This window comes from Rhizobium sp. USDA 3886 (assembly GCF_056279785.1).
Map to the genome: position 1 here is coordinate 1,215,641 of NZ_JBWCDC010000001.1, position 25,181 is coordinate 1,240,821.

A 25,181-nucleotide genomic window follows, 5' to 3' on the forward strand; every position below is an offset into this window, starting at 1 on the left:
TCCGGAATCGGCTGTATCAGCCGGGCTTCCTCCTGAAGTGCACATCGGCAACGGACGCCACGATAACGGCCCTCGTCACCCAATGACCATTCTCGCCGGGACGCCTTCCGAGCCGACCGGCCCGGGCGGTACATCATAGGTCGCATGTCCGTCATGCGGCAGGATGACATCATAACCGCGAGCCATGGCGACTCTCGCCGTCGCCGCCACGCACATTTCCGAGAGCAGGCCGCATATTGCTATCCGCCTCACCCGGAGCGCTTCTAGGCGCTCTTCCAAGTCTGTTCCATCAAAGCCATCGTCCCTGCTCTTCTGGATGACGAACTCGCTGTCGGCTACGGGAAAATAAAGCTCCCATCCCGTCTGGAATGGCTCGTCGGGTGCACCCGGCGAACCGTTATTCTGGAGGAAGACAACGGGTGCATCGGCTGCCCGTGCCTTCGCAATCAATGAAGAAAGAGCCGTCTCAAGCGCGCGATGATCCGGGACTGCATCCGCTCCAGTCATGAACGCCTTTTGGGCGTCGATAACCAGCAAAAGTTCCGCGAAACCCGGCTCCGCCGCTGCCTGCATCACATCAGTTCCGTAGCCGGTATCCCGTCTTGAAAATCCAGCCGAGCGTCACGAGGCAGATCGCCAGGAACATGGTGATCATCCCGAGGCTGAGCAGAGGGTTGACGTCGGCAATACCGTAGAAGCTCCAGCGGAAGCCACTCACCAGATAGAGCACTGGATTGAAATGGCTGACAGCCTGCCAGAAGGGCGGCAGCATGTTGATCGAGTAGAAGCTACCGCCGAGGAAGGTGAGCGGCGGCACCACGAGCATCGGGATCAGGTTCAGCTGCTCGAAGTTGCCCGCCCATATGCCGATCATGAAGCCGAACAGGCTGAAGGTGACCGCCGTCAGCAGGAAGAACAGGATCATCATGAACGGATGCTCGATCCTGATATCCACGAAGGCATTGGCCGTCAAAAGGATGATGAGCCCGATCAGCAGTCCCTTGGTCGCCGCAGCCCCGACATAGCCGAGCAGAATCTCCGTCATCGCGACCGGCGCCGACAGCACCTCGTAGATCGTGCCGGTGAATTTCGGAAAGTAGATGCCGAAGGAGCCGTTGCCGATGCACTGGCCGAGCAGCGTCAGCATGATGAGCCCCGGCGTGATGAAGGCGCCGTAGGAAACGCCTTCGACCTCCTGGATGCGCGAGCCGATCGCAGCACCAAAGACGATGAAATAGAGCGAGGTAGAGATTACTGGCGAGAAGACGCTCTGCAGCAGTGTGCGGCGCGTGCGCGCCATTTCGAAGAAATAGATCGACTTGATGGCTTCGAAGTTCATCTTGCGCCTCCCACGAGCGCCACGAAGATATCCTCGAGCGAGCTCTGCCGCGTCGAAAGATCCTTGAAGTGGATGTTCTGCGCCGCAAGCCGGGTGAGCAGCGCGGCGATGCTCTCTTGCTCCTTCTGCGCATCGAAATCGTATATCAGCCGGTTGCCGTCCGGCTCCAGCGACAAGCCATTGCCGGCGAAACAGTCGGGCAGCCTGTCCAGCGGCTCGGCAAGCTCGAGGATCAACTGCTTGCGGCCGAGCTTCGTCATCAGCGCCGTCTTGTCTTCGACCAGCAGCAGCTCGCCGCCGTTGATGACGCCGACGCGGTCGGCGATCTCTTCGGCCTCTTCGATGTAATGCGTCGTCAGGATGATGGTGGTGCCGGACTCCCGCAGCCTCTCGACGACGCGCCACATATCCTTGCGCAGCGTCACGTCGACGCCCGCCGTCGGCTCGTCGAGGAAGAGGATCTCCGGCTCATGGCTCAGCGCCTTGGCGATCAGCACGCGCCGCTTCATGCCGCCGGAAAGCTCGCGCAGCATATTGTCCTTCCTGTTCCACAGCGAAAGGTCGCGCAGCACTTTTTCGATATGCGCCGGGTTCGGCTTCTTGCCATGCAGCCCGCGCGAGAAGCTCACCGTGTTCCAGACAGTCTCGAACTGGTCGGTCGTCAGTTCCTGCGGCACCAGCCCGATCATCGTCCGCGTCGCCCGGAAGTCCTTGACGACGTCGTGCCCGGCGACGAGCACCTCGCCGCCCGTCGGATTGACGATGCCGCAAACGATCGAGATCATCGTGGTCTTGCCTGCGCCGTTAGGCCCGAGCAGCGCCAGGATCTCGCCCTTCTCGACATCGAGATCGATGCCCTTCAGCGCCACGAATCCATTGGCGTAGCTTTTTGTGAGATTTCGGATGGAAATGATGGGTGCCATTGCGGATTTCTTGAGTATTTCCTCGTTTTTCGTCCGCTATATAACCCCTTTGTTACACTTTGACATCCTGTCAGCGCTGAACAGACTATTCAGCGAAAGCATCTTTATGCGTAGATGCTGATGAGAAACCGCGCGCCTGTGACGATCAGGAAGATGCCGAAGCCGATCTCCAATTGACGCTTGCTCATCCGGTGGGCGAGCCGCGCGCCGATCTGCGCGATATACATCGTCAGCGGAATGATGAGCACCACCGCGATCCAGTTGATGAAAACAGTCGAAAACGGCGGCAGACCCAATACACCCCGGCCGGCCCAGACATAGCCGAACAGTCCGGGCAGCGAGATCAGCACGCCGACGCCCGCAGACGTCGCCACCGCCTGGTGCATCGGTCGCGAACAGAGCGTCATGAAGGTATTGTTGAGAACACCGCCGCCGATGCCCATCAGGCCGGAAAGAATGCCGATGCCCGTCCCGACCAGGAATTTCTGCGGGTTGCCCGGCAGATCGACGCCGAGCCGCCAGCTCGCGCGGTTAAACATCATGCGGACGGCGACGAGCAGTGCGATCGCCGCAAAGATGAACCGCAATGTCACGCTTGACGCTCCCGAGGCAATCACCGCCGCGATGATCGCGCCGAGCGGCACGGCGATGACCCAGCCGTTCAGGAGCTTCTGGTCGACCGCACCGTGGCCGCGATGCGCCAAATAGGACCTCAGCGACGTCGGAACGATGATCGCAAGCGAAGTGCCGACCGACAGGTGCATGCGCACCTCTTCCGGCACATCGAGCCAGCCGAACACCTGATAGAAGACCGGAACGAGGATCGCGCCGCCGCCGATGCCGAAGAGACCGGCAAGCAGACCCGCGACCGCACCTGCAGCCGCCAGCATCAGTGCAAAAACGAAAAGCTCCGAAACAGCCGGCATTGCGACCTACCCACTCCCAAGCAGGCCGGAACATGGGAAAGAAAATCAGCCGCAGGTTTTAATTGTCATCAAGCGGTGATCTTCTTCGCAGATAAGCAGTATCGAGGCAAGCAACGGTCTCCGCGCCGCCGCCCATCCCTTTGCGGAACCGCTTCAAGGGCGCTCGTTACGCCCATTTTTCCGCTGCCTCGGCGTATAGTAAGCAGTTATTGCCAGTCACGAAAATCCTTGAATTCCGGCCTCGCGCTTCCCCTGCCCGGCCGGCCCAGATTCAGCCGGCTCCTGAGCCGGCTTTCTTTTTTCCGGCCGGAAAGCATCGGATTCCTGCAGGACCGCGGCAAAATTACGCGTGTTGCAGGATATTCACCAACCGGCCGAAGGGATCACGCACATAGAAGCGACGCACACCCCACGGCTCGTTCGCCGGACCATATTCCACCGCGATACCCTCGCGGATGACCCGCTGATAGACCTCGTCGAAATCATCAACTTCGATGGAGAGGTCGGGCACCGGCGTTCCGGAGCCGCCTTCGGTCGCAAAGCTGACCTGCGGCCTCGCGCTCGCATCCGCCGCATAAGTTGCGATCCAACCATGATCCATGACAACGTCCATGCCAAGGATGCCCCGGTAGAAAGCCTTGGCGGCTGCGATATCGGAAACGGCGATGTTCGCGACGATGCGTTTGACGGTCATGGTCGTCTTCCTCGGCAGGAGGGCAGCATAGCCTGTGCATGATGTCCAGTCGGCAACATCTGGGCAGCTTCTGGCTCGAAGCTGCCGGTGCCGGCGCGTTTCGCTCCACGTTCACGGATTCCAGCCGCCACTGCCATAGGGACGCGTGATGATTTCGAGCAGGTGACCGTTCGGGTCTTCGAAATAGAGACCGCGTCCACCGTCGTGGTCGTTGATCTCGCTTGGCTTCCTCTGGCCGGGATCAGCCCAGTAGCCCAGGTTCCGCTCGCGAATTCGGTTGAAAATCGCGTCGAACTCGGCGTCGCCCACGAGGAAGGCGTAGTGTTGGCGTCCGATCTCCCCTTCGGCATGCATATAGTCGAGATTGGCGTCGTTGTCGGTCGTGACCATGTAGAACGGTCCCCAGCGCCGCGGCGCTGGCAATCCCAGCATCTCAGCCAGGAAATCTGCCGAAGCCTTACTGTCTCTGGCCGACAGGATCGTGTGATTGAAGTTGATGGCCATCTTAGTCTCACAGGAACGAGGCGGAGCTCAACGCTGCGTTTCGCCCGACTAATACGCTCAGCGGCCTCTTTGTTCCGTACCTCGGGCACACTTTCATCCAAGGCGGAACTTGCACGATCAGGATGCAGGGGTTCGAACCAGGGCGGAGAACGGAAGTTTTCAGGTGGCCGCTGAACCGGAGAACGTGCACCTAAATCAAAATCCGCTTCGCTTTGCATAGGAGAAGGGTCGGCCGACTTCGATCCTTCGGTGTCCGCGCCGCTCGACCTTCAAATCTCTTTCAAAGCGACGTAAACTGCCACCCGTGGCGTGCTCTGGCAGTCACAAAAAACGCGCTCTCCGTGCGTTAGAATTCCGATGCGGAGAGCAGATCGGACGGGCGGTATGAACGAGGCGACCGGGAATTTTCGCGACAGTTCAGGCGCGGCGGTGCGGCCGCCGATCGCGTGGGCGCTCGCTGTAATTGCCGGGCTCGTGCTCAACTGGCTCTATCCGCTGCCGTTCCTGCCGGCAGCCATGCCGGCCGGCGCGCTCGGCGGCATCGTGTTCCTCGCCGGCCTGGCGCTACTGATCTGGGCGGCGACGACCTTCCGTCGCGCGGGAACGCAGATCCAGACCACCCAGCCGACGGCGACGATTGTCGACGAGGGACCCTACCGCTTCACGCGCAACCCGATCTATATCGGCATGTTCCTCGGCCTCATCGGCGTCGCCATCGCCATCGACAGTCTGTGGCTCATCGTCTTGTTGGTGCCATTCTATCTCGTCATCCGCTACGGCGTGGTCGCCCGCGAGGAGGCCTATCTCGAACGGAAATTCGGCGACGTCTATTTGGCCTACAAGGCCCGCGTCAGGCGGTGGCTATAGCGAAACGACGAGGGCGCAAGGTTGCGAGGTCTGAGTAATTTTACCTCAGTAACGGATCGATCCGGTGTCGGATTGGCAAAGCCTCGTTCGTCCTTAGGATCGTCAATTCCGTCAATTCAAAAAGGATCACGACCATGCCGAACACCATACGCCTGCATCGCGTCCTGGCAACCAGCCCTGAGAAGGTCTATCGCGCGTTCATCGAGGCGGACGCGCTCGCCAAGTGGCTTCCCCCTAACGGCTATACCTGCACGGTGCATCACTTTGAGCCGACAGCCGGCGGCAAATTCAAAATGTCCTTCCGCAACTTCACAACGGGCAAAAGCGAAGCGTTCGGCGGCGAATATGTCGAGCTCGTCCCCGGCGAACTCGTGCGCTACACGGACAAGTTCGACAACCCCAACCTGCCCGGCGAAATGGACGTCACTGTGACCTTGAAGAAAGTGCTGGTCGGAACCGAGGTCGACATAACGCAGGCAGGCGTTCCGGACGTCATTCCGCCCGAGGCTTGCTATCTCGGCTGGCAGGAGTCGCTGCGAAACCTGGCAAGGCTTATCGAGCCCGAGATCAACGAGTAGCGCCCAGACTGTCGGAGCCGGATCGCGTTGACGATTTTCGCGATCCGGTCTGAGGACGCCGCCCGAGTCCGCATTGCCAATGCGAACGGTCCCGTTGGCTCTTGACATCAATGCCATCCGCTGCCCGCCGGCCAAACGGCTTGGTCCAATTTCCCCGACGTGCATCGGTTGCGGCACGCTAACGTCAGTTCACAACCATCGCGATAAAAGTGGCCGATAACGAAAATCGCAAAGATCCGGCAACCTGGCGCATCGTGTCGGCTGCGCTGCTCGACTTCTTTACCGCATTTTTCGTGGTTGGATATATCGTGGGCTGGCTAACCGGTTCCAACACTCCAGAGGGCGGCAGGTGTCAACTCAACGGTTGGGCAGCGCTTGTGGCTTTTGCATTGATCGTTGCATATTTTATCGTCTTCGACAGATTTCTGAATGGTACAATTTGGAAGCGTATTCTTAGCGCCAAACGGTAAGTGAACGGCCTTGATTCCCCTTCGCGTCGGGGATGAGGCATTGGGACTACCCTTAGCGAGAACGCGGCACTGTCACCGTGGCTCGATTTGGCCTGAAGCAACCATCTACTCCCGCCGCTAATTACAATAAACCCTACCGCCCTTGCGCGGTCTCAGGTCGAAATGGAAGTGGTTCCAGTGCTCCGGATTGCTCCCCGGTCCGAGGACGGTGTTGAAATACTGGCAGCTGTCGGTGCGCACGGCCTTGAGCAACCTCCCTTCGCGGAGGGAGAAGAGCCCTTTCCGACGCACGTCGATCTGGTGGCCGTTCTTCAGCACGAACTTGCCGACGTCGATCGCGTTGCCGCGCGCGTGTTCGGACATCGGATTGTAGCGCTGGCGGCTGTTGTTCATGCGCCGGCAGGAATAGCCGCCGAGCGGCTGGATCGTCTTGACGCCCGACCAGTAGCGGAAGCGTGCGGACGGCGCGAGTTCGTTCTTCACCCATTTCGCAAAGGCAAGCGTCACCTGGCAGTTCAGCGTCACCGCCGGCGTCACGCCGATATTGCCAGAAAGCCCCTGCAGCGAGACCGGATAGGGCACCTGGCAGGCCGGGCCGTCGTTGATCGCCGGCTTGTTGGTGAAGGTCACGCCCATGCGCTTCAGCTCGCGGCGGCAGGAAAGCTCGGAGGCCGGCATCACGTTCGGGTCCGGGGCAACCGGCCGGCTCATCATCGGGTCGTTCGGCCTGAGCATCGCCACCTCCTGGCTCTCGTCCTCTTCCGGAACGCGCGACGGCTCGATCACCGAACTGCCGTCGTTCCAGACCGGAGCGCGGCTCACTTCCGCCTGCGCGGTGGGCTGCGGTACCGCCGCCCGATTCAGCTGCGTCGGGTTGTCGGTACCGATCCCGTCGATAACCGGCTCGGTGGAATTCCCTTCGGCGATCTGCATCTGCTGCTCCTGCGCCAGCCCGACGACCGGTTGCGCACGAAGCTCCGCATCCATATTGACGCCGCCGGACGGCACTGCAAGCTGTTGGGTACCGCCCCAGTTCTGCGGCTGCCCCGGCCCTTGTCCTAGCGCCTCGTCGCTGTCGATCATCGGCAGCTTCTTCGGCATCGGCTGGTTTGCCACGCGCGCCGGCTGCCCGGTGCCCGCAAGGTTCGGCTTATCGAGATAGTCGGCCGATCCTCCGGCGTTCGAGACCGGCGTGCCGGATGGATAGGACGCCTGCACGTCGGCGGTCGCCATGCGCATCGCGCCCTGCCCCGGCATCGGCGAGATCGAACTCACCTTCGTGCCCCGATCGACGCTTGCCGGCGGTATCATGCCGTCGCTGATGGAACAGGTCGCAAGGCTGGCGGATATCAGAACCTGCAGCGCGACGCGCCGGAAAAGGGAGGTAGACACAATACTCTCCATCGCTCCCGCAGCCCTGCTTGCATTGAAGAATTTGAATCGAATTTAGCTAAAAACGGTGAATGAAAGCTTACGCCTGAAGAGGAGCCGGAATGATCCGGCTCCATCGCTGATCAAGCTGCACGCCGTGCGTAGTGCTGCGGTGCGCGCGAGCCGAGGCGGAATTTAGAAAGCAGCGTGCGAAGCTGGCTGCTCTCTTCGGCAAGCGTCTGGCTCGCCGCCGTCGTCTCCTCCACCATGGCGGCGTTCTGTTGGGTCATCTGGTCCATATGGTTGACCGAGGTATTGATCTCGTGGAGACCCGTTGCCTGCTCGCGCGCCGCCGTCGCGATCGAATTGACGTGGTCGTTGACTTTATTCACCAGCGTCTCGATCTCGACCAGAGCATCGCCCGTCGAGCGCACCAGCGCCACGCCGGATTCGACTTCCGCCGCCGAGTTGCTGATCAGCGTCTTGATCTCCTTCGCGGCATTGGCCGAGCGCTGGGCAAGTTCGCGGACCTCCTGGGCTACGACCGCGAAGCCCCGGCCGGCATCGCCTGCGCGTGCGGCTTCGACGCCCGCATTCAGTGCCAAGAGGTTCGTCTGGAAGGCGATCTCGTCGATCACGCCGATAATCTGGCTGATCCGGCTGGATGAGTCCTCGATCCGGCTCATCGCGGTGACGGCGTTCCGCACGATCTCGCCGGACTTTCCGGCGCTCGCCTTGGTCTCGGCGACCATCTCGCGGGCCTCCGTCGCCCGCTCGGATGCGGTCCTCACCGTTGCGGTGATCTCATCGAGCGCAGCAGCCGTCTCTTCGAGCGCGGCGGCCTGCTGCTCGGTGCGCTTCGAAAGGTTGTTGGTGGCTTCGCTGATACCCGAGGCGTTGTCGTGCACGACATTGCTCGATTCGGCGATCGCTTCGATCACGTCGTTGAGCGCGCCCACGGCGGCATTGAAGTCGGAGCGCAGCTTCGAATAATCCTCGCCGAGATCACCGATCGAAACCGTGAGGTCGCCGGCTGCAAGCTTCTCCAGCCCTGCCCCCAGCGTCTGCATCGCATGATTCTGACGCTCGGCTGCGGCGCGCAGGCTCTCCTCGTTGCCGCGGCGTTCGCTGTCGATCTCGTGCTGGCGCTCGTCTTCGCGGGTGCGCATCTTGCTCCGGTCGAGCATCGAGTCGCGGAGCACCAGCAGGGCCTTCGCCATGTGGCCGATCTCGTCGCGCCGGTCGCTGTCGGAAATTTCGACCGATACATTCTCGGCTGCGATCTCAGTCATCGCCGCGCCGATCCGCGCGACAGGTGCGGTAACGCTCTTGACGATCGCATAGGCAACAGAAACGATGATCGCGGCTCCGATGGCGCAAAGGATCGCCGCCCAGATTGCGTTCTGCCAGTAGAGCGCGGCAAGGTCGTCGGAATAGACGCCGGTGCCGACGATCCAGCCCCAGGGCTCGAAGCCTGCGACGTGCGAATATTTCAGAACCGGCTGCTCAGCACCGGGCTTCGGCCAGTAATAATCGACAAAACCGTCGCCGTGGGCCTTCACGACATTCACGAATTCCATGAAGAGGAATTTGCCGTTCGGGTCCTTGTTCTGCGAAAGGTCGGTACCGTTGAGCTCCGGCTTTATCGGGTGCATCACCATGACCGGGCGCATGTCGTTGATCCAGAAGTAGCCGCTGCCGCCGTAGCGCATGGCGGCGATCACGTCCTTCGCCGCCGCCTGCGCCGCATCGCGCGTCAGCGTGCCGGCCTGCTCCATCTTGTAGTATTTCTGCAGGATGTTGACCGCCGTCGCATCCATCTGCGCAAGACCGGATTTTCTTTCCATTTCCAGTTCGGAATAGGAATAGTTCAGAAAGAAAACCATCGTCGCTACAAAAATCGCCAGCGTCAGGCCGACGAGCGAGTAGAGACGCGTTGATATCTTGATATTGCGCATGAATTCCCCCGGCATTCTCATACAGAATCGATCTTCGAATGATGAGGGGCATCCATTACTGGACGGTGAACTAATATTAGAGCGAGATGACATAACGCGGCGGAAGGGTGGTTGCCGGTGGTCCGGCTCCCGTTACAACAAATTGAATTATCTTAGAATTTTATATTCAAGAGATTTATTTCAGCTCCTGCGGCGCCTGGCGCAAAAACCGCTGGCCGTTTGCATGTTCATTTCGCCTACGCTTTGCATTACCGTGCAGCGGAATCGAAACCGCAAACATCGCGAAGTGGCACCATGACCGACACCCCGAAGCCGAAAGGCGAATTGACGCTCCGCACGCTTGCCATGCCGGGCGACGCCAATCCCGCAGGCGATATCTTCGGCGGATGGGTCATGGCGCAGATGGACTTGGCAAGTGGCATCCGCGCCGCCGAACGCGCCAGGGGCCGCGTGGTCACCGCCGCCGTCAAGGAAATGGCCTTCCAGCTGCCGGTGAAGATCGGTGATACGCTCTCGGTCTTTACCGACATCGACCGCGTCGGCCGCACCTCGATCACGCTCTGCGTCGAGGCCTGGGCGCACCGCTCGCGCTACAACAAGATGGAAAAGGTCACGGCGGGCACATTCATCATGGTGGCGCTCGACGAAAACGGCGCGCCGAAGCCGGTCCCCGACGAGTGACACCATGCAGGCGGCGGCGACACCGGAGGTCTTCGTCTATATCCGCGCCGTGATGGCGATGATCATCGGCCTCAGCCTCACCCGCCTGCTCACGGGCCTCGCCGGCATCGTCCAGTCGCCCAAGAAACACCGCGTCTACCACGTCCACCTCGGCTGGGTCGCGTCGATGCTCCTCTTCATCATCCATTTCTGGTGGTGGGAATATCGCCTCGGCTCGCTGGTCGCCGTCACCTTCGGCGTCTACCTCTTCCTCATCAGCTTCTGCTGCCTGTTCTATTTCCTCTGCGTCCTGCTCTTCCCGACCTCGATCGAGGAATACGGTGACTACGAGGACTATTTCATCTCCCGCCGCGCATGGTTCTTCGGCATGCTGGCGCTCGCCTATGCCGTGGACCTCGGCGATACCTGGCTGAAGGGTGAGGCCTATGTCCAGGCGCTCGGCTGGGAATATCTTGTCCGCAACCTCGCCTTCATCGTCCTCTGCCTGATCGCCGCCTGGACGCGGAACCGCCGCTTCCACATCGCCTTCGTCAGCCTCGGCCTAATCTATCAGATCAGTTGGATCTTCCGGCTTTATGACGTGCTTGGGTGAGGTGTGCTTATGGCGCTTCGTCTCACCCGTAGATGAGAAGACTTCACTTTTGTGGCAGCGACTGGTTCCGTCCATCCCCATTCCTGTGCCTGTCACAGGTATCCGGCCACGTGCGGCCGCAGAGTTCGGTAGCACGTGCCACCAGTGACAGCTTTTCGGCCCGTAGCGGGCACACTCTCGCTGCACCGCTTCGACTGCGGCAGGTCAACAGCGCAGAAGGAAAGCAAGTCTCGCGAGTGCGCGGGTGTTCACCAAGGTGACTAATCAGCTACGTGCGTTGGCAAGGCGGAACGGTTTGGCGATGGCGCACTCGCTTTAGTTGTTCCGTGCTTGCAATCTCGCCATGTCAGGAAACTCCAGAAGGAAGAGCCTCGTTGGCGTCCAACTTCCCTCGAGGACCTCCTGGCCCCCACCGCGAGCCCGGTAGCGCCCACCTCCATCGAATACCCCCTGTGTACGCTGACCTTAGGCGGCTATCCTCCCTCGCCACCGCCGCTGATGAAATGGCCCCTTTCTCCCAAAGCCAACATTTCGATCATTTAGGGGCGTGAAACGGCTTATCCGGACTGGCGAACGACGGTGTGCCTCTTATGTCAGGGGAAATGGAAACGAAGAGCGAAAGGACCACGCAATGGCAAAGAACACGATCTGCCTATGGTACGACAAAGACGCCGAGGCTGCTGCCCGCTTCTACGCCGAGACTTTTCCCGACAGCACAGTGGGTGCCGTCATTCGTGCACCTGGACACTATCCATCTGGTCAGCAGGGAGACGTGTTGGTTGTTGAATTCACTGTTGCGGGTATTCCTTGCATCGGCCTGAACGGCGGTCCCGCGTTCAAACACAACGAAGCCTTCTCATTTCAGATCGCAACTGACGATCAGGAAGAGACCGACCGCTACTGGGACGCCATTGTCGGCAATGGCGGTCAGGAAAGTGACTGTGGCTGGTGCAAGGACAAGTGGGGTGTCTCCTGGCAGATCACACCGCGCGTGCTGACCGAAGCGCTCGCCGCAGGCGGCGATCAGGCAAAGCGTGCCTTCGATGCGATGATGACCATGAGGAAGATCGACGTCGGCGTGATCGAAGCGGCGCGGCGCGGCTGAGGTACCATCGCGTCGGGCGGATTTTTTGCCAGAATGTCCGCCCTCGGCGCTGGCGCCTTTGAAGATCCTTCGAGAGCCTTCAAACGGTTGCCTGGAGGACTATGAAGACGGCGAGCGTGGATGGGCGGCATGATGTTCGAGGCGCGGCTTCGCCTTCGCCCGACCTTCATCACACCTTCAAAAACTGTGAACCTTTGTCGAAGCTCAGCCCCGGGAAAATCTTCCCCGCCAGGTCCGTGGCCGTTACGTCGAACTGGCGGTAGAGCATCGCCGCGGCGATCTCGCGCACGTCGGCCGTCGGCATTAGGTCGCGGTCGTCGAGCAGTTGACTGTCGCCGAGCCCCGGCCATTTGCCGAGAATGCGTCCGCCATTGATCGCCCCGCCCGCCAACACCGCGCAGCCGCCCGTGCCGTGGTCGGTGCCGCCGGAGCCGTTCTGGCGCACGGTGCGGCCGAATTCCGTCATAGCCAGCACGACGGTCTTCGACCAGACCTCCGGACCAAGCGTCGCCTTCAGCACATTGATCGCCTGCGCCAGATCCTGCACCGGCCGCTTGAACTGCCCGGCTTGGCCCACATGCGTATCCCAGCCGGTGATCGAGAAGCTCGCGATCCGGTAGTCGCCCTTCAGCATGTTGCCAGCGAGCGTCGCAACGTCGGCGATCTTCTCGCCGCGCTTGCCGTCCGGCTCGGCGATCATCGCCGCATTGTTGGCGCGCGTCGCCTCTTCCATCGCCTTGGCGAAAGCCGGATCGCCGGCATAAAGCCGCATCAGGAACTGCATCTCGTCCTTCGCTGTCCCGAGATTGGAATCTGAGGCCCAGACGTCGACATTGTTCGGGCCGGAAAGGATCAGCTCCGTCGAGGTATTCACGTCGATCGCCTTGCGGGCATCCGAGCGCGGGATCACCGAAAGCGCCCGGTTCAGCCAGCCTGTCTTCTCGTCGGCCACATGCTCGCCGCCCGATTCTAAAATGTCCTGCCCGTCGAAATGGCTGCGCTGGTCGCGGTAGGGCGTCGAGACCGCATGCACGAAGGCAAGCTCCCTGCTCTTCCAGAGCGGCATCAGGTCGGCGGCGGTTGGATTGAGCCCGAAATGCCCGTCGAGGTCGAGAAGGCCCTTGTCCGGCGTCAGCGCCAGCGTCGGCCTGAGCGTCGCAAAGCCCGCGTCGCCATAGGGCTGTACGAGGTCGAGGCCGTCCATCGCACCGCGCAGCACGATGGTCACGAAGCGGTTGTCACCGGGCATGGCGGCGAAGGTGACGGGTGTGAAGATCGGTGCAGCAGCAAGGCAACAAGCGGAGGCAAGAAAGCCGCGGCGGGAAAGCGTAATCTTAGTCATGACCAGCTCCTATCGGCGGTTGAATTCGGGGGAAGCGAGAACCAGCGTCAGGCCGCTGATCTTGTTGGGCGCCTGCGAAACCACGCGGATCGTCTCGTCGCGCGCCGCATCGCCGAGCGTCGATTTCAAAAATTCGCGCGGATCCTCGTCCTTGCCGAACTGGGCGGAAGCGCGCCGCGCCCAGGCAAGCCGCTCGGCAAGCTGGCTCGCCGTGATCCAGGCGGAGAAATTCTCCTCGAAACCTGCCGGGCTTGGCGGCAGCCAGGTCGGCTGACCCATGCGGCGAAGAGCACCCTGGCCTAGCGCCCGCGCCGTCTGGAAAGCCTTGCGCCGCTTGGACTGGGCTTCGTTGGCAGGATCGGGCGCCATCGCACCCGCATCGCCGCCCATGGCATTGTCCTCACCCGCCATGTTCTTCGGCGGCGCCATCCCATCATCGTCGTCATCCTGGTTGGCTTTCATGAAATCGGCCGCGGCGCCGTTGCCGCCGCCGGCGTTCAGTGCCCTCAAGCCCGTCACGATGTAGTCGAACGGCTGGCGTGCCTTGGCGCCCTCGTCGCGCCATGCTGCCGGGTGGTCGAGCATCGCGCCATAAACGGCCATCAGGTCGCCGTCTGTCTTTTTCCAGATATCCGCCATCACCGTCACCATCTCCTCCGGCGGCTGGTCGGAAACGAAATGGACGGCCAGCTTACGGCTGATGTGCTCAGCCGTCTTCGGATGGACAGCGAGATCGTTGAGCAGCGCCAGATAGTCCTTCCGGGCTCGCCGCGCGCCGCCATAGCTGACGCCGAGAACCGTATGCCTGCCGGGCTCGGAAATGCCGGGACGGAAAACCGCGTCCATCTCCTCGCGATCGATCGTCAGCCCGGTCAGCACCATCGCCGCGGCGCGCACGTCGGCTTGCGTGTAGCCGCTACCGGCGCCCAGCGTATGCAGTTCCAGAAGTTCGCGGCCGAGATTCTCGTTCAGCCCCTTCTTCTGCTTCATGCCGCGGGCTGATTCCGGCCCCTGCGATTGCGCCTGATCGAGATAGATGAGCATCGCCGGATGCTCCGTCGCGGCGCGCAGCAGGTCGGCGAACGACCCGCCGATATTCGGCCGGATCGCCTCCGCCTCGTAAAGCGGCACGATCATCCGCATCGGCAGGCTTTTGTTCGCGCTCGTCGAGAAATGATTGGTCCAGAAGGTGGCAAGCCGCTCGTGGAATCCGTTCGGCGAAAGCACCGCCTGCATCAGCCGCGCATTGGCGTCGCGCTGGAACCCTTGCTGCACCTGATTCTGGATCGCCTTGCGCCTCTCCCGGCGCGTTTCATCGCCGCCGCTGCTCTGGCGGAGTTCCCGGAGTCGGTCCTGCAGATCTGCAATCTGCCGATGGCGTCCATCAATGCCGCCGCCAGGAAAGGACGGCGTGCTCCGCGCAGCGTCCTTCACCTGACCAAGTAGCTGGTCCTTGCTCTGCGGCGGCGCCTCGCCAGGCCGGAATCCATAGCCGAACCGGATCGCCGCCACCGTCTGGAAAGAGAGGCTCATGGCCGATCACCTCCTGATCACTGAATGGTGACAGCCTCCCAGCCAAATGCGTCGGCAATTCGGCAATTTCCCGAGATGGACTATTTGTAATCCGTTGGAAAGATTTTGTAATCTGTTGGAAAGGTTGCGTTCATGCGCGGAAGATGAACGAGGCGCCGACCGCGATCAGGGCAAAACCGATCGCGTGGTTCCAGGTCAGGTTCTCGCCGAGCCAGAAGATCGAAAAGCCAGAGAAGACCATCAGCGTGATCACCTCCTGCATCGTCTTCAACTGGGCCGTCGTATAGACCGCCGAGCCGATACGGTTCGCCGGCACCGCCAGACAGTATTCGAAGAAGGCAATGCCCCAGCTCGCGACGATGGCAAGGGCGATCGCACTGCCCTTGTGCTTCAGATGCCCGTACCAGGCGAAGGTCATGAAGATATTGGAGGCGAAAAGCATGACGACCGGCCAGATGGCGGCGGGGCTGAGGGAAAAATACATTGGCGAATCCGATGGAGAAAACTGGTGCCAGCATGTATCGGTAAACCCGCCGAGCTCAAGGGCTTACGGGGACATGCCGCAGCTATTCCCCACCGAAAACTTCGGCATTATAGTGCGAATGCCACCAGTGGCAGCGCGTGGCCTAGCCCTCATCCCGGGATGTCAGCGGCGCACCAGGGAGATAAAGCGAAATCGGCCGGATTTCATAGACTGCGGACGGATTGGCGCGGCGCAGGTCGCGCGCTGCTGCGACGGCCGTCTCAAGCGTTGGATAGTCCACGACATAGAAGCCGAGCAGTTGCTCCTTGGTTTCGGCAAAGGGGCCGTCGGTGATCATGCCGGCACCAGCCCCCCGCAAGGTCACGGCGCGCCCTGTTGGGCCAAGCCGCGCGGCCGGTCCCAAATGTTTCTCCTGGACAAGGCGATCATTGACCTGGAGTAGTTCGGTCATCAGCGCCGCATCCTCCTCCTTGGTCCAGGATTCGACTACTCCCTCTTCGTGATAGGCCAGGATAGCGTAAAGCATGGATCGTTCCTCCTCGTGCGCCCTTCAGTTTCCGCCACTCGAACTTCATCGCGCACAACCCCGGAGTCCAGCGAATTCGACCGAAGTCAAAACCTACTAAACGCGGTTGATTGCACAGGTTTGATACCTGGCGAGCAAGTTCGCCCCATCCTCAGATACCGCAAGACTCTGGCCGATCGCAAGTCGGTCCAATTATACACCATCAGGTTGCGAGCTATTTATTCAAATCACCTTGAGATATGGATTCCTATGTCTGCCTGAGGGGGCGGCTTCGTTCGACGTCCCGGCTTAGCGCAGGGGTCCCGGCGGCGTCGGTTTCGTGATCGGCTGGACCGGCCCGCCTGACGCTGTTGGCGGCAACCAGTCGCACACAGTCAAGCGGGCAACATTCGAGAGGGTCGGCCCGGATGCGAACGGCAGGAAGACCGCCGAATTCGTCCCCTATCTGATACCGGTTATCGTGTGATGCGGGGTCGTCAGCTGCCCGTGGCCACGTGGAGTGCGGGCGCTTCCTCGTGCGGCTCGCCTTCCAGCATCACTCTGTTGCGCCCTGCCGCCTTCGCCGCGTAAAGCGCGGCATCCGCCCGGCCGATCACCCCGTGCAGCGATTGATTGCCGACCGCCGCTGCGGCGACACCGAAGCTCGCGGTAACCTTGCCGGTCTCCGCCGTTCCGTTGGCTGAGGAAAAGGCCTGCCTGAGCGCGTTGGCAAACGTGCCTGCCTCGGCAAGGCCGGCACCGGGAAGGAAAGCGACGAACTCCTCGCCACCGAAACGTGCGGCGAAGGCGTCTTTTGGCACGCGCTCCAGCAACAGCTGCGCCAGCCCGATGATCACGGTATCGCCTGCCGCATGCCCTAATGCGTCGTTGATACGCTTGAAATGGTCGATATCGCAGACGACGACGGCCCCCGAGGCGCCCTTCAATCCTGTCACCACTCGCTCGAAGCCACGGCGGTTCAAGAGGCCGGTCAGCGGATCCCGATCCGCGACGTCGCGGTAAGCGGCAATCGTATCGACGGTCACCGCCCCCAGTGCAGAAAGCGCGAAGAACAGCGCCAAAACGGATGCGCCGGCCTGCATGAAGAACGCGTAATCCGACACCAGGAAACCATCCGCGCCGCCGTATGACGGCACGGCGAAAATCAGGATCGCGTTGCGGGCGATGATCTCCATCACCACGAGACCCGAAACCGCAAGCAGCAGTGCGTCGGCGGTGTGCTTCACATGGCGCGCCGTTTTGAACAGGGTAAAACTCAGCAGCGACGCACAGGCAAAATCGTTTAGCAGCAGTTCCGCCGGAACGCTCTGCGCAACAAGAACTGCGTAAAGGGTCGCAGCATAGATGATCGAGGCGAAGGCGATCCGCAATGCTGCGAAGGAAGGCCGGCTGAAGCGGCAAAGAAGCACGCCGCAGTAGAAATAAAATGCGGCGAGGAACAGCGCATCGGCAATCAGCGAAGCCATCTGGGCCGAAACCGCAACAGGCGTCAGCGGCATGGAAAACGCAGCAGCGGCAAAGATATAGCCCGCACCCCAATGCCTCGCTTCGCGTGATCCGAACCGGGCAACGATCAGGAACGTGCAGCCGAAGGTCAGCATCATGACCGGCAGCAGAAAAGCGAAATTGTCGGTGGAAGCCATCAAACCCTCGCGGCGGGACGCAGTACATAACCTCCGCACGGGAAACATTAGCTTCGGCAGTTAAGAAAAGCCTAGGCAAGATCGCGCGGCCGAATAGGAATGAAACAGAAGGCCAAGCACGGTGGTGGCCAGCGCCTCTTGCCCTCAGCTTCGTAAAGCGCCCGGCGGTGCTTCGGCCTCCTCCGTACCGAAACGCACGTCCTTCTTCTCGTAGCCGAACCCGGAGAGGACCGCGACGGCCACCGTTACCACGGTAGCGGTGATCAGCAGCGCCGTCGCATAGTCGCCGTTCCAGTGTGCGGCAAGCCCCGCCTGCATCGTCGCGTTGCCGGAAGCGAGCAGGTTGCCGAGCTGATAGGCGAAGCCCGGGAAGGTGCCGCGCACCTCGTCGGGCGACAGCTCGTTAAGGTGCACCGGCACAATGCCCCAGGCACCCTGAACGAAGAACTGCATCAGGAAGGCGCCGATCGCGAGCAGCACCGGTCCCGGCGCATGGACCCAGAGCGGCGCGACGGGCACGGCGAGCAGCGCGGCGATGACGATCGCCCGCTTCCGTCCGATCCGCTGCGACAGCGCCCCGAAGAACAGCCCGCCGCAGATCGCGCCGATATTGTAGACGATGGCGATCGCGCCGGTCGTATAGCTGTCGTAGTTTCGTTGCGTTTCCAGGAAGGTCGGGTAGATGTCCTGCGTCCCATGGCTGAGGACGTTGAACGCCGTCATCAAGAGCACCGACCAGACGAACAGCGGAATGTTCTCCCTGAGCACGGTGAGGAACGGCCGCCGTCCCTCCGCCTGCCGCTTCAGGAAGACCGGACTTTCCTCGACATTGCGGCGGATATAGAGCACCAGCAGCGCCGGAGCCGCGCCGATGAAGAACATGGCGCGCCAGCCGATCACCGGGAAGAGCAGGAAGAAGACGATCGAGGCGATGAAATAGCCGGAGGGATAACCCGCCTGCAGGATGCCGGAGACGATACCACGGGAATTCTCCGGCACGGTCTCCATGACCAGCGAGGCGCCGACGCCCCATTCGCCGCCCATGGCGATGCCGTAGAGCGCGCGGAGCACCAGGAACATGGTTAGCCCCGTCGAGAAGCCGGTCAGGAATTCGAACAGCGAATAGAGCAGCACGTCCGCCATCAGCGTCACGCGCCGCCCGAACCTGTCGGCCGCCAACCCGAAGACGAGCGCGCCCACCGCCCGCATCGCAAGCGTCAGGAAGATCGCTACCGAAACGGCCGGGACGTCGGTGTGGAATTCCTCGGCGATGTGTTTAAGAACAAAAACGAGAATGAAGAAATCGAAGGCGTCGAGCGTCCAGCCGAGATAGCTGGCTATAACGGTATTGCGCTGCTGCGGCGTGAGCGCGCGCAGGCTTTCCAATGCGGACATCATGCTTCCTCCGTCCGAAAGCGGCGGCGAGGCGGGCAATGTCCGGATGCCGTCGAAGAGAGGGGGCCCGGAACCGGGGCTGCCGGATGGCAGCGGCGGAGAACGGCAGCACCGCTGCCCTTGTTCCACGTCTGCGACAGTTTGACCGTCCAAAGGGTCGGCTCCAGCCAAGTGCAGCCGGGATGCCCCTGCTTCGAAGGCATATGGGAGCGCAAATTAAGCCAAATTGGGTACGCGGCCAACATTCTCAATCGGCGCGGGAAATGCTACGCATTCCATGAGATGGAGCTCCTGCGGATCGACAAGAGATATCGCCATGGGTGGGAGTGCGCTGGCAAATACGACCGTTCATATTCGCCGTTTGCAGCGAGGCCGAGCGCCACCTGTGATTCCAGAGGTATTTTCCGGCGATACCCGGCTCGTCGGCCGATGGTGGAACGCGCCGTTCGAATACAATCTTCCGCCCTTGAAGGATCATGTTCTCTCTGCGAAATATGCCGGGGAAGGCATGGCTTCGGTCAAGATGGGCCAGCAGACGATTTCCGCTCCCGCAATGGCGGGGACGATAACATTCGCGCCCAGAGGGCATGATGGCTTGTGGCGGGCGGATGGCGCCGTCGAGGTCTCCAACATCTTTCTGGGCCATAGCCGCCTCCTGGCATGCGCCGATCAGGTGGGTACCGGCCGCGAGCCCGAGCTGCTCGACCGCGTGAATTTCAACGATCCCAAACTGTTCGCGATCATGAACCTGATCAACGACGAGATCAGTTCGCAAGACGCGATGTCTCAGCTGTTCATCGAGCAGCTCCTCGATCTTGTGTGCCTCCAGCTGATCAGATCACATTCAGCGGTTCCGGCGCCGATCTCGCCTCCGCCGCGGCGCGGTCTGTCGGGCTGGCAGCTCAAGCGCGTCACGAGCTACATGCGTGAAAATCTCGCGGCGGATGTCAGGCTTCAGGAGCTGGCGGATCTCGCCAATTTGAGCCGCTTCCATTTCTGCACGGCCTTCCGCATGGCGACCGGATATACGCCGCATGAATGGCTGACCCGCCAGCGGATTGCCTATGCCAAGACACTCCTGAAAGAGCAAACGCTGCGCATCACGGACATCGCTCTCGTCGTCGGATACGAGACGCCGTCCTCCTTCTCCGCGAACTTTCGCAAAGTGGCGGGCATCACGCCGAGCGAGTTCCGCCGCCGGCTCTAACGGTCAGCGGCCGTTTCGGCACGATTGTCGCTTCGATCGCCGCAATATTCGAACAATTCCGAAAGATCGCGACAGCAACTTCGCGGCATCGGTCCTATCGTTCGCGCGCTCAACTGCGTTGAAGAGGATGTTCCTTCATGACAGAGAATCCGTCGGAATTGCATCCGCCATTCCCCGTCCTGTCGCGCCGGGAAGCGCTTCAGGTCACGGCCGGCGCCGTCGCGCTGGCCGCGTTGCCGCTTCAGCCCGTGGCGGCAGCAAGCTCCCCAGCAGCCGCCATGAGCGAGACGGCCTTGACGATAACGGTGAACGGCCGCGCTCATACGCTGAGGGTCGATCCGCGTCAGTCCATCCTCGATGTCCTGCGCGAGACGCTCGATCTCACCGGCACGAAGAAGGGCTGCAACCAAGGTGCCTGCGGCGCATGCACCATTCTCGTCGACGGTAGACGCATCGTTTCCTGTCTGACCTTGGCATCCATGCACGACGGCGCCCAGATCGAAACGATCGAAGGCCTCGAGAAGGATGGCGCGCTTCACCCCCTGCAGCAAGCATTCGTCGAGCACGAGGGCCTGCAATGCGGGTTCTGCACGCCCGGCCAGATCATGTCGGGCCTCGGGTGCATCGCCGAAGGGCACGCGGGTTCGCCGGAAGAGATTCAGTTCTGGATGAGCGGCAATATCTGTCGCTGCGGCGCCTATCCGGGCATCGTCGCGGCGGTGGCCGACGTAGGCGGGAGGACCTGATCCATGCTTCCTTTCATCCTGGAAAAGCCACGCAGCACCGAAGACGCTATAGCGGCCGCCGCGGCGGGCGCGCGCTATATTGCCGGGGGCACCACGCTCGTCGACCTGATGCGCGAGGAGGTTGAGCGTCCCGAACGGCTCGTTGACATAAACGCGCTTCCCCTGGGTGGTATCCGTGTGGAGGGCGAGGATCTGGTCATCGGCGCGCTAGCGCGCATGGCCGACGTCGCCGCCGATGCGAATGTCCAGCGCCTGCAGCCGCTGATCGCGGAAAGCCTGATCGAGGGCGCCTCGCCGCAACTGCGGAACATGGCCTCGATGGGCGGCAACCTTCTGCAGCGGGTTCGCTGTCCCTATTTCCGCATGCTCGATGTCGGCTGCAACAAGCGCATGCCGGGATCGGGCTGCGCGGCAATCGATGGGCTGAATGCCGGTCACGCCATCCTCGGCACGAGCGACCATTGCGTGGCAACGCATCCTTCCGATGTCGCCGTCGCGCTGGTGGCGCTCGACGCCACGATGCGGGTCCGGGGTCCGCAAGGCGAACGCAGCTTTCCGGTCGAGGAACTCTTCCCGCTGCCGGGCGATACGCCGCATCTCGAACACACATTGCTGCCGGGCGAGCTCATCATGGAGCTGCGCGTGCCCGGCGGGCCCCGCAGCAGCCGCGCCCGCTACCTGAAGGTCCGCGACCGCGCCTCCTATGAATTCGCGCTCGTCTCAGCGGCTGTTGACCTCTTAGTCGAGGATGACGTGATCCGCGAGATCCGTCTCGCGGTCGGCGGGGTCGGCACGCGTCCCTGGCGCCTGCGCGATTGCGAGGCCGCGCTGCTGGGGAAACGACCGGGCCGCCAGGCATTCGAGGACGCTGCGCAACTGGCCACGCAAGGCGCCCGGCCGCTGCATCACAATCACTTCAAGCTCGAACTCTTGCCGCGGACGATTGTCCTGGCACTCGAAATGGCGGGAGAAATCGTATGAGCGTCAACCTCATCGGAAAGCCCCTGACCCGTGTCGACGGCCGCGCCAAAGTCACGGGCGCGGCACGCTACGCCGCCGATTTCAACCAGCCGGACCAGCTCTACGCCGTGATCGTCAGCGCGACCATCGGTCTCGGCCGAGTGACCGGGATCGAAAGCGCGGAGGTCGAGCGGATGCCCGGCGTCGCCGCCGTGATAGCGCACCGCAACGCGCAACGCCTGCCATATCTGCCCCACAAGGCCGTCATTGATCCGGCAGTGGGCGAACGCCTCCACGTCCTGCAGGACGACACCGTGCGTTTTTACGGACAGCCCGTTGCCGTCGTCGTTGCGGACACCCTCGATCATGCCGAGCGCGCTGCCGCCGCGCTGCGCATTTCCTATGAGGCCCGGCGACCGCTCGTCGATCCAGCCGATCCGAGCACAGAAAGAATTGCTCCGGAGGCGACCGACAGATCACGAGGCGATGCGGAAACCGCCATAGCAGATGCTTCCGTCACGATCGACGAAATCTATGAAATCGCCCGCGAAAACCATAATCCCATGGAGCCGCACGCGACAATCGCAGCGTGGAACGGCGAGCGGCTGACCCTCTGGAGCAAGAGCCAGTACTTGGTGAATGAGCAAGCCGAGATTGCCGCGGTCTTTGGCCTGCCCGGCGAGAATGTCGAGGTCGTCTGCCCGTTCATCGGCGGCGCCTTCGGAACGAGCCTCAGGACCTGGCCGCATGTCACGCTCGCGGCACTTGCAGCGCGCCATGTCGGACGGCCCGTCAAGCTCGTGCTCACCCGCAAGCAGATGTTCTTCACCACCGGCCACCGGCCGCGCACGCTTCAGAGGATTGCGCTTGGAGCAACGCCCGACGGCAAGCTTCTCGGCGTGATTCACGAAGGCGCGGGAGAAACGAGCCGCTACGAGCAATTCACGGAGGCCCTGACCACCGTCACCGACTATCTCTATTCCTGCCCCAACGTGCGCACCCAGTACCGGCTGGTGCAGCTCGACACGGGCACGCCCAACCATATGCGCGGTCCGGGCGAAGCAAGCGGCATCTTTGCCCTCGAAAGTGCAATGGACGAGTTGTCCTATAAGCTCGGGATCGATCCGATCGAGCTCAGACGCCGCAACGAGCCGCGGGTCGATGAAGCTGAAAACAAGCCGTTTTCCAGCCGCTCGCTGATGCAATGTTACGAACTCGGTGCCGACCGCTTCGGCTGGGCTCAAAGGGCGCCCGAACCGCGCTCCATGCGCGACGGGCGTCTTCTGATCGGCATGGGAGCGGCCACAGCCACCTATCCGGCGTTTCACGCGCCTGCCAACGCCAGAGTTCGGCTGCTGACGGATGGCGTCGCCGAGGTCGAGGCGGCCGCCAGCGACATGGGTCCGGGCACCTATACGTCGATGACCCAAGTGGCGGCGGAATTCCTTGGACTGCCGGTCGAGCAGGTCCGCTTCAGGCTCGGCAGGTCGGATTACCCGCAGACACCCTCGCATGGCGGCTCATGGACGATGGCGTCGGTGGGATCGGCAATTCGGGCCGCCTGTCTTGAGGTGCAGGCGCAGGCCGCCGGCCGTGCGGTAGAGGATGCCGGCTCGCCGGCCTTCGGAGCGTCGGTGGACGATCTTGAGTGGAGCGGCGGGCTCCTTCACCGCCGCGGGGAGCCGTCATCGGGTTTGTCCTATCGGGATATCGTCGGCATAACCGGTGTTCCGGTCGAAGCCAACGGATCTGCGCAGCGTGATCCGGAGGTGGCGGAACGATATTCGATGCATTCCTTCGGCGCGGTTTTCGCGGAAGTTGCCATCGACCCCGACGTCGGAACGATCCGGGTGCGCCGCATCGTCGGGGCTTATGGCATCGGACGCGTCGTCAATCCGCTGCTTGCCAGAAGCCAATGCACGGGCGGCATGATCGGGGGCATCGGCATGGCGTTGATGGAGCGCACCGTCCTCGATCCGCGCGACGGCCGGCCGGTCAATTTCCACATGGCCGACTACCTCATGCCTGTGAATCTCGATATTCCGAAGCTGGACGCACTCTTCGTCGACGAGATCGATCCGCATGTGAACCCGCTCGGCGTGAAAGGCTTGGGCGAGATTGCCCTGGTGGGAACCGCTCCAGCGATCGCGAACGCGGTGTTCCACGCAACGGGCAAGCGCGTACGGACCCTGCCGATCCAAATCGAGCATGTCCTGACGGCATGAAAAGCGCTCAGCGCTCAGCGGCCAGCTTTTCGCGAATATGGTCCGGCCCACCGGTCATTCGCCGTGCGAACGGCCGGTCAGGGTCCACGACGCGCCAGAAGGGAGCGCTGGCGTCCTCGCTGATGCGCACCAGGTGTCGCTGCACGGTCACCGGGCAGCACGCATCGGCTCCGTATTTTGCCGCGAGTGCACGTCTCAGCGCCGCCGGGTCCGACAGATGGCCCGGTTGGGCCGCCCGCAGTTCGTCGGCGACCATCGTCTCGCTTGGGATCAGCATGCTCTGCGTCAGGCTTTTGCCTTTGCGCCGCATTTTGATGACCGGAACGTCCTTCATGATTCACCTCCCCAAACGGCGCCCAGAGCCTCAGCTCAGGTTCCTGCGCCGCTCCAATTCGGCCGCGCTTGGCTGGTCGGGTCCAAATGAGCCTGTGACGACGTCGCCGTTGCGAGCGTATTTGTTGATCGTCACGCCGGAGCCGGAGACCCGTGAGCTCACGAGTTTCAGCGCGCCGGGAAAGGCGCCGTCGCCGAACAATTTCTTGCCCTTGCCGAGCACGACCGGAAATAAGAAAACATTGATTTCATCGACGAGGTCGTTTCTGAACAGGGTCTGCAGAAAGTCGGTCGAGCCCTGGGTCAGCAAATCCGGGCCCTCCCCACTTTTCAACGTCCTGAGTGCGGCGACCGCATCGGTACCGAGCAACTGGCTGTTCTGCCAGCTGAGCTTGAAGTCCGGATTGCGGGTCGCGACATATTTGGTGATGCGGTCGAACAGCGGGCCGATCGAGTCGTCGGCATCGACATATGGCCAATATGCGGCGAAGATATCATAGGTCTTGCGGCCGAGCAGAAGGTCGAACGGCTTGGCGAACATCTCGTCCACGGCCTTCCCCATTGCCTCGTCGAAATAAGGCCAGACCCAGCCGCCATATTTGAAGCCACCGACAGGGTCTTCGTGCGGGCCGCCCGGCGCCTGCATGACGCCATCAAGACTGACGAATGCACCGGTGATAACCTTTCTCATGTCTGCTCTCCTCTGTGCGAGCCCTTGTGGCCCTTACCTGCCAAGGACGTGTGGCCGCCGCCTGTCCCGACAACGGCCCCGGAAAAAC

The 25,181-nt window shown here is 61.9% G+C and carries 27 protein-coding genes and 1 pseudogene; 11 read left to right on the top strand and 17 right to left on the bottom strand.

The window, feature by feature from the left end:
* Positions 1-75: 75 nt before the first annotated feature.
* The 6 genes from ACZ9BX_RS06300 to ACZ9BX_RS06325 form a co-directional block, all read right to left on the bottom strand.
* The gene (locus ACZ9BX_RS06300; protein WP_476216480.1) at positions 76-573 is read right to left on the bottom strand and encodes an isochorismatase family protein; all 498 of its coding nucleotides are present in this window, start codon (positions 571-573) and stop codon (positions 76-78) included.
* Between the two features lie 4 nt (positions 574-577).
* Positions 578-1,339 (bottom strand): ABC transporter permease, encoded by a 762-nt coding sequence (locus ACZ9BX_RS06305; RefSeq protein WP_476216481.1) that lies wholly within the window; start codon positions 1,337-1,339, stop codon positions 578-580.
* Positions 1,336-2,262: an ABC transporter ATP-binding protein gene (locus ACZ9BX_RS06310; protein ID WP_476216482.1), complete on the bottom strand. Its 927-nt coding sequence runs from the start codon at positions 2,260-2,262 to the stop codon at positions 1,336-1,338. The genes ACZ9BX_RS06305 and ACZ9BX_RS06310 overlap by 4 nt, the downstream gene beginning before the upstream one ends.
* A 104-nt stretch (positions 2,263-2,366) precedes the next feature.
* Entirely contained in the window at positions 2,367-3,188 is an 822-nt protein-coding gene (locus tag ACZ9BX_RS06315) for a sulfite exporter TauE/SafE family protein (protein ID WP_476216484.1), read from the bottom strand.
* A 343-nt stretch (positions 3,189-3,531) separates the two neighbouring features.
* Positions 3,532-3,882: a VOC family protein gene (locus ACZ9BX_RS06320; RefSeq protein ID WP_476216485.1), complete on the bottom strand. Its 351-nt coding sequence runs from the start codon at positions 3,880-3,882 to the stop codon at positions 3,532-3,534.
* A gap of 111 nt (positions 3,883-3,993) precedes the next feature.
* Positions 3,994-4,386 (bottom strand): VOC family protein, encoded by a 393-nt coding sequence (locus ACZ9BX_RS06325; RefSeq protein ID WP_476216487.1) that lies wholly within the window; start codon positions 4,384-4,386, stop codon positions 3,994-3,996.
* Between the two features lie 384 nt (positions 4,387-4,770).
* Here ACZ9BX_RS06325 and ACZ9BX_RS06330 point away from each other — a divergent pair, with 384 nt between their 5' ends.
* The 3 genes from ACZ9BX_RS06330 (at position 4,771) to ACZ9BX_RS06340 (ending at position 6,301) form a co-directional block, all read left to right on the top strand.
* A complete protein-coding gene (locus ACZ9BX_RS06330) occupies positions 4,771-5,253 on the top strand; it encodes a methyltransferase family protein (RefSeq protein WP_476216489.1) in 483 nt (160 codons plus the stop codon).
* 134 nt (positions 5,254-5,387) lie between these two features.
* A complete protein-coding gene (locus ACZ9BX_RS06335) occupies positions 5,388-5,831 on the top strand; it encodes an SRPBCC family protein (RefSeq protein ID WP_027511905.1) in 444 nt (147 codons plus the stop codon).
* Between the two features lie 209 nt (positions 5,832-6,040).
* Entirely contained in the window at positions 6,041-6,301 is a 261-nt protein-coding gene (locus ACZ9BX_RS06340) for a hypothetical protein (RefSeq protein WP_476216491.1), read from the top strand.
* A gap of 117 nt (positions 6,302-6,418) precedes the next feature.
* On the opposite strand, the gene ACZ9BX_RS06345 is transcribed toward ACZ9BX_RS06340, so the two are convergent.
* On the bottom strand, positions 6,419-7,693 hold the full coding sequence (locus ACZ9BX_RS06345) for an extensin-like domain-containing protein (protein ID WP_476216493.1): 1,275 nt from the start codon (positions 7,691-7,693) through the stop codon (positions 6,419-6,421).
* A gap of 122 nt (positions 7,694-7,815) precedes the next feature.
* Positions 7,816-9,630: a methyl-accepting chemotaxis protein gene (locus tag ACZ9BX_RS06350; protein WP_476216495.1), complete on the bottom strand. Its 1,815-nt coding sequence runs from the start codon at positions 9,628-9,630 to the stop codon at positions 7,816-7,818.
* Between the two features lie 294 nt (positions 9,631-9,924).
* On the opposite strand from ACZ9BX_RS06350, the gene ACZ9BX_RS06355 reads away from it, so the two are divergent.
* Together ACZ9BX_RS06355 and ACZ9BX_RS06360 are read left to right on the top strand one after the other, a co-directional pair.
* Positions 9,925-10,311 carry an acyl-CoA thioesterase gene (locus tag ACZ9BX_RS06355; protein ID WP_132566557.1) on the top strand — a complete coding sequence of 129 codons (387 nt, stop codon included), beginning with the start codon at positions 9,925-9,927 and terminating at the stop codon, positions 10,309-10,311.
* 4 nt (positions 10,312-10,315) lie between these two features.
* Positions 10,316-10,903, top strand: a complete 588-nt coding sequence (locus ACZ9BX_RS06360; protein WP_476216498.1) for a hypothetical protein — start codon at positions 10,316-10,318, stop codon at positions 10,901-10,903.
* Positions 10,904-11,218: 315 nt separating this feature from the next.
* On the opposite strand, the pseudogene ACZ9BX_RS06365 reads toward ACZ9BX_RS06360, so the two are convergent.
* Positions 11,219-11,326: pseudogene (locus ACZ9BX_RS06365) on the bottom strand (DUF1330 domain-containing protein); the annotation flags it as partial.
* 208 nt (positions 11,327-11,534) lie between these two features.
* On the opposite strand from ACZ9BX_RS06365, the gene ACZ9BX_RS06370 reads away from it, so the two are divergent.
* On the top strand, positions 11,535-12,008 hold the full coding sequence (locus ACZ9BX_RS06370; protein WP_476216500.1) for a VOC family protein: 474 nt from the start codon (positions 11,535-11,537) through the stop codon (positions 12,006-12,008).
* Positions 12,009-12,177: 169 nt separating this feature from the next.
* Here the strand turns inward: ACZ9BX_RS06370 and ACZ9BX_RS06375 are convergent, their stop codons facing one another.
* From ACZ9BX_RS06375 to ACZ9BX_RS06390, 4 genes are all read right to left on the bottom strand, one after another.
* Complete coding sequence (locus ACZ9BX_RS06375) at positions 12,178-13,350, bottom strand: DUF1501 domain-containing protein (protein WP_476216502.1); 1,173 nt, start codon at positions 13,348-13,350, stop codon at positions 12,178-12,180.
* 9 nt (positions 13,351-13,359) lie between these two features.
* Positions 13,360-14,883 (bottom strand): DUF1800 domain-containing protein, encoded by a 1,524-nt coding sequence (locus ACZ9BX_RS06380; RefSeq protein WP_476216504.1) that lies wholly within the window; start codon positions 14,881-14,883, stop codon positions 13,360-13,362.
* 130 nt (positions 14,884-15,013) lie between these two features.
* Positions 15,014-15,367 (bottom strand): DMT family protein, encoded by a 354-nt coding sequence (locus ACZ9BX_RS06385; RefSeq protein WP_476216506.1) that lies wholly within the window; start codon positions 15,365-15,367, stop codon positions 15,014-15,016.
* 142 nt (positions 15,368-15,509) lie between these two features.
* Positions 15,510-15,893, bottom strand: a complete 384-nt coding sequence (locus ACZ9BX_RS06390; protein WP_027511915.1) for a YciI family protein — start codon at positions 15,891-15,893, stop codon at positions 15,510-15,512.
* Between the two features lie 319 nt (positions 15,894-16,212).
* Here ACZ9BX_RS06390 and ACZ9BX_RS06395 point away from each other — a divergent pair, with 319 nt between their 5' ends.
* Entirely contained in the window at positions 16,213-16,359 is a 147-nt protein-coding gene (locus ACZ9BX_RS06395) for a hypothetical protein (protein ID WP_476216508.1), read from the top strand.
* A gap of 10 nt (positions 16,360-16,369) precedes the next feature.
* On the opposite strand, the gene ACZ9BX_RS06400 is transcribed toward ACZ9BX_RS06395, so the two are convergent.
* Both ACZ9BX_RS06400 and ACZ9BX_RS06405 read right to left on the bottom strand, forming a co-directional pair.
* On the bottom strand, positions 16,370-17,536 hold the full coding sequence (locus ACZ9BX_RS06400) for a GGDEF domain-containing protein (protein ID WP_476216510.1): 1,167 nt from the start codon (positions 17,534-17,536) through the stop codon (positions 16,370-16,372).
* 144 nt (positions 17,537-17,680) lie between these two features.
* The gene (locus ACZ9BX_RS06405; protein ID WP_476219906.1) at positions 17,681-18,931 is read right to left on the bottom strand and encodes an MFS transporter; all 1,251 of its coding nucleotides are present in this window, start codon (positions 18,929-18,931) and stop codon (positions 17,681-17,683) included.
* 385 nt (positions 18,932-19,316) lie between these two features.
* Here ACZ9BX_RS06405 and ACZ9BX_RS06410 point away from each other — a divergent pair, with 385 nt between their 5' ends.
* From ACZ9BX_RS06410 to ACZ9BX_RS06425, 4 genes are all read left to right on the top strand, one after another.
* On the top strand, positions 19,317-20,138 hold the full coding sequence (locus ACZ9BX_RS06410; RefSeq protein ID WP_244914964.1) for a helix-turn-helix domain-containing protein: 822 nt from the start codon (positions 19,317-19,319) through the stop codon (positions 20,136-20,138).
* Positions 20,139-20,275: 137 nt separating this feature from the next.
* The gene (locus ACZ9BX_RS06415; RefSeq protein WP_476216513.1) at positions 20,276-20,884 is read left to right on the top strand and encodes a (2Fe-2S)-binding protein; all 609 of its coding nucleotides are present in this window, start codon (positions 20,276-20,278) and stop codon (positions 20,882-20,884) included.
* Between the two features lie 3 nt (positions 20,885-20,887).
* Entirely contained in the window at positions 20,888-21,865 is a 978-nt protein-coding gene (locus tag ACZ9BX_RS06420; RefSeq protein ID WP_476216515.1) for an FAD binding domain-containing protein, read from the top strand.
* Entirely contained in the window at positions 21,862-24,069 is a 2,208-nt protein-coding gene (locus tag ACZ9BX_RS06425; RefSeq protein WP_476216516.1) for a xanthine dehydrogenase family protein molybdopterin-binding subunit, read from the top strand. The genes ACZ9BX_RS06420 and ACZ9BX_RS06425 overlap by 4 nt, the downstream gene beginning before the upstream one ends.
* Before the next feature lie 7 nt (positions 24,070-24,076).
* Here ACZ9BX_RS06425 and ACZ9BX_RS06430 read toward each other — a convergent pair whose 3' ends face one another.
* Positions 24,077-24,403 (bottom strand): hypothetical protein, encoded by a 327-nt coding sequence (locus ACZ9BX_RS06430; RefSeq protein ID WP_476216518.1) that lies wholly within the window; start codon positions 24,401-24,403, stop codon positions 24,077-24,079.
* Between the two features lie 30 nt (positions 24,404-24,433).
* The gene (locus tag ACZ9BX_RS06435; protein ID WP_476216520.1) at positions 24,434-25,093 is read right to left on the bottom strand and encodes a dihydrofolate reductase family protein; all 660 of its coding nucleotides are present in this window, start codon (positions 25,091-25,093) and stop codon (positions 24,434-24,436) included.
* Positions 25,094-25,181: the final 88 nt, after the last annotated feature.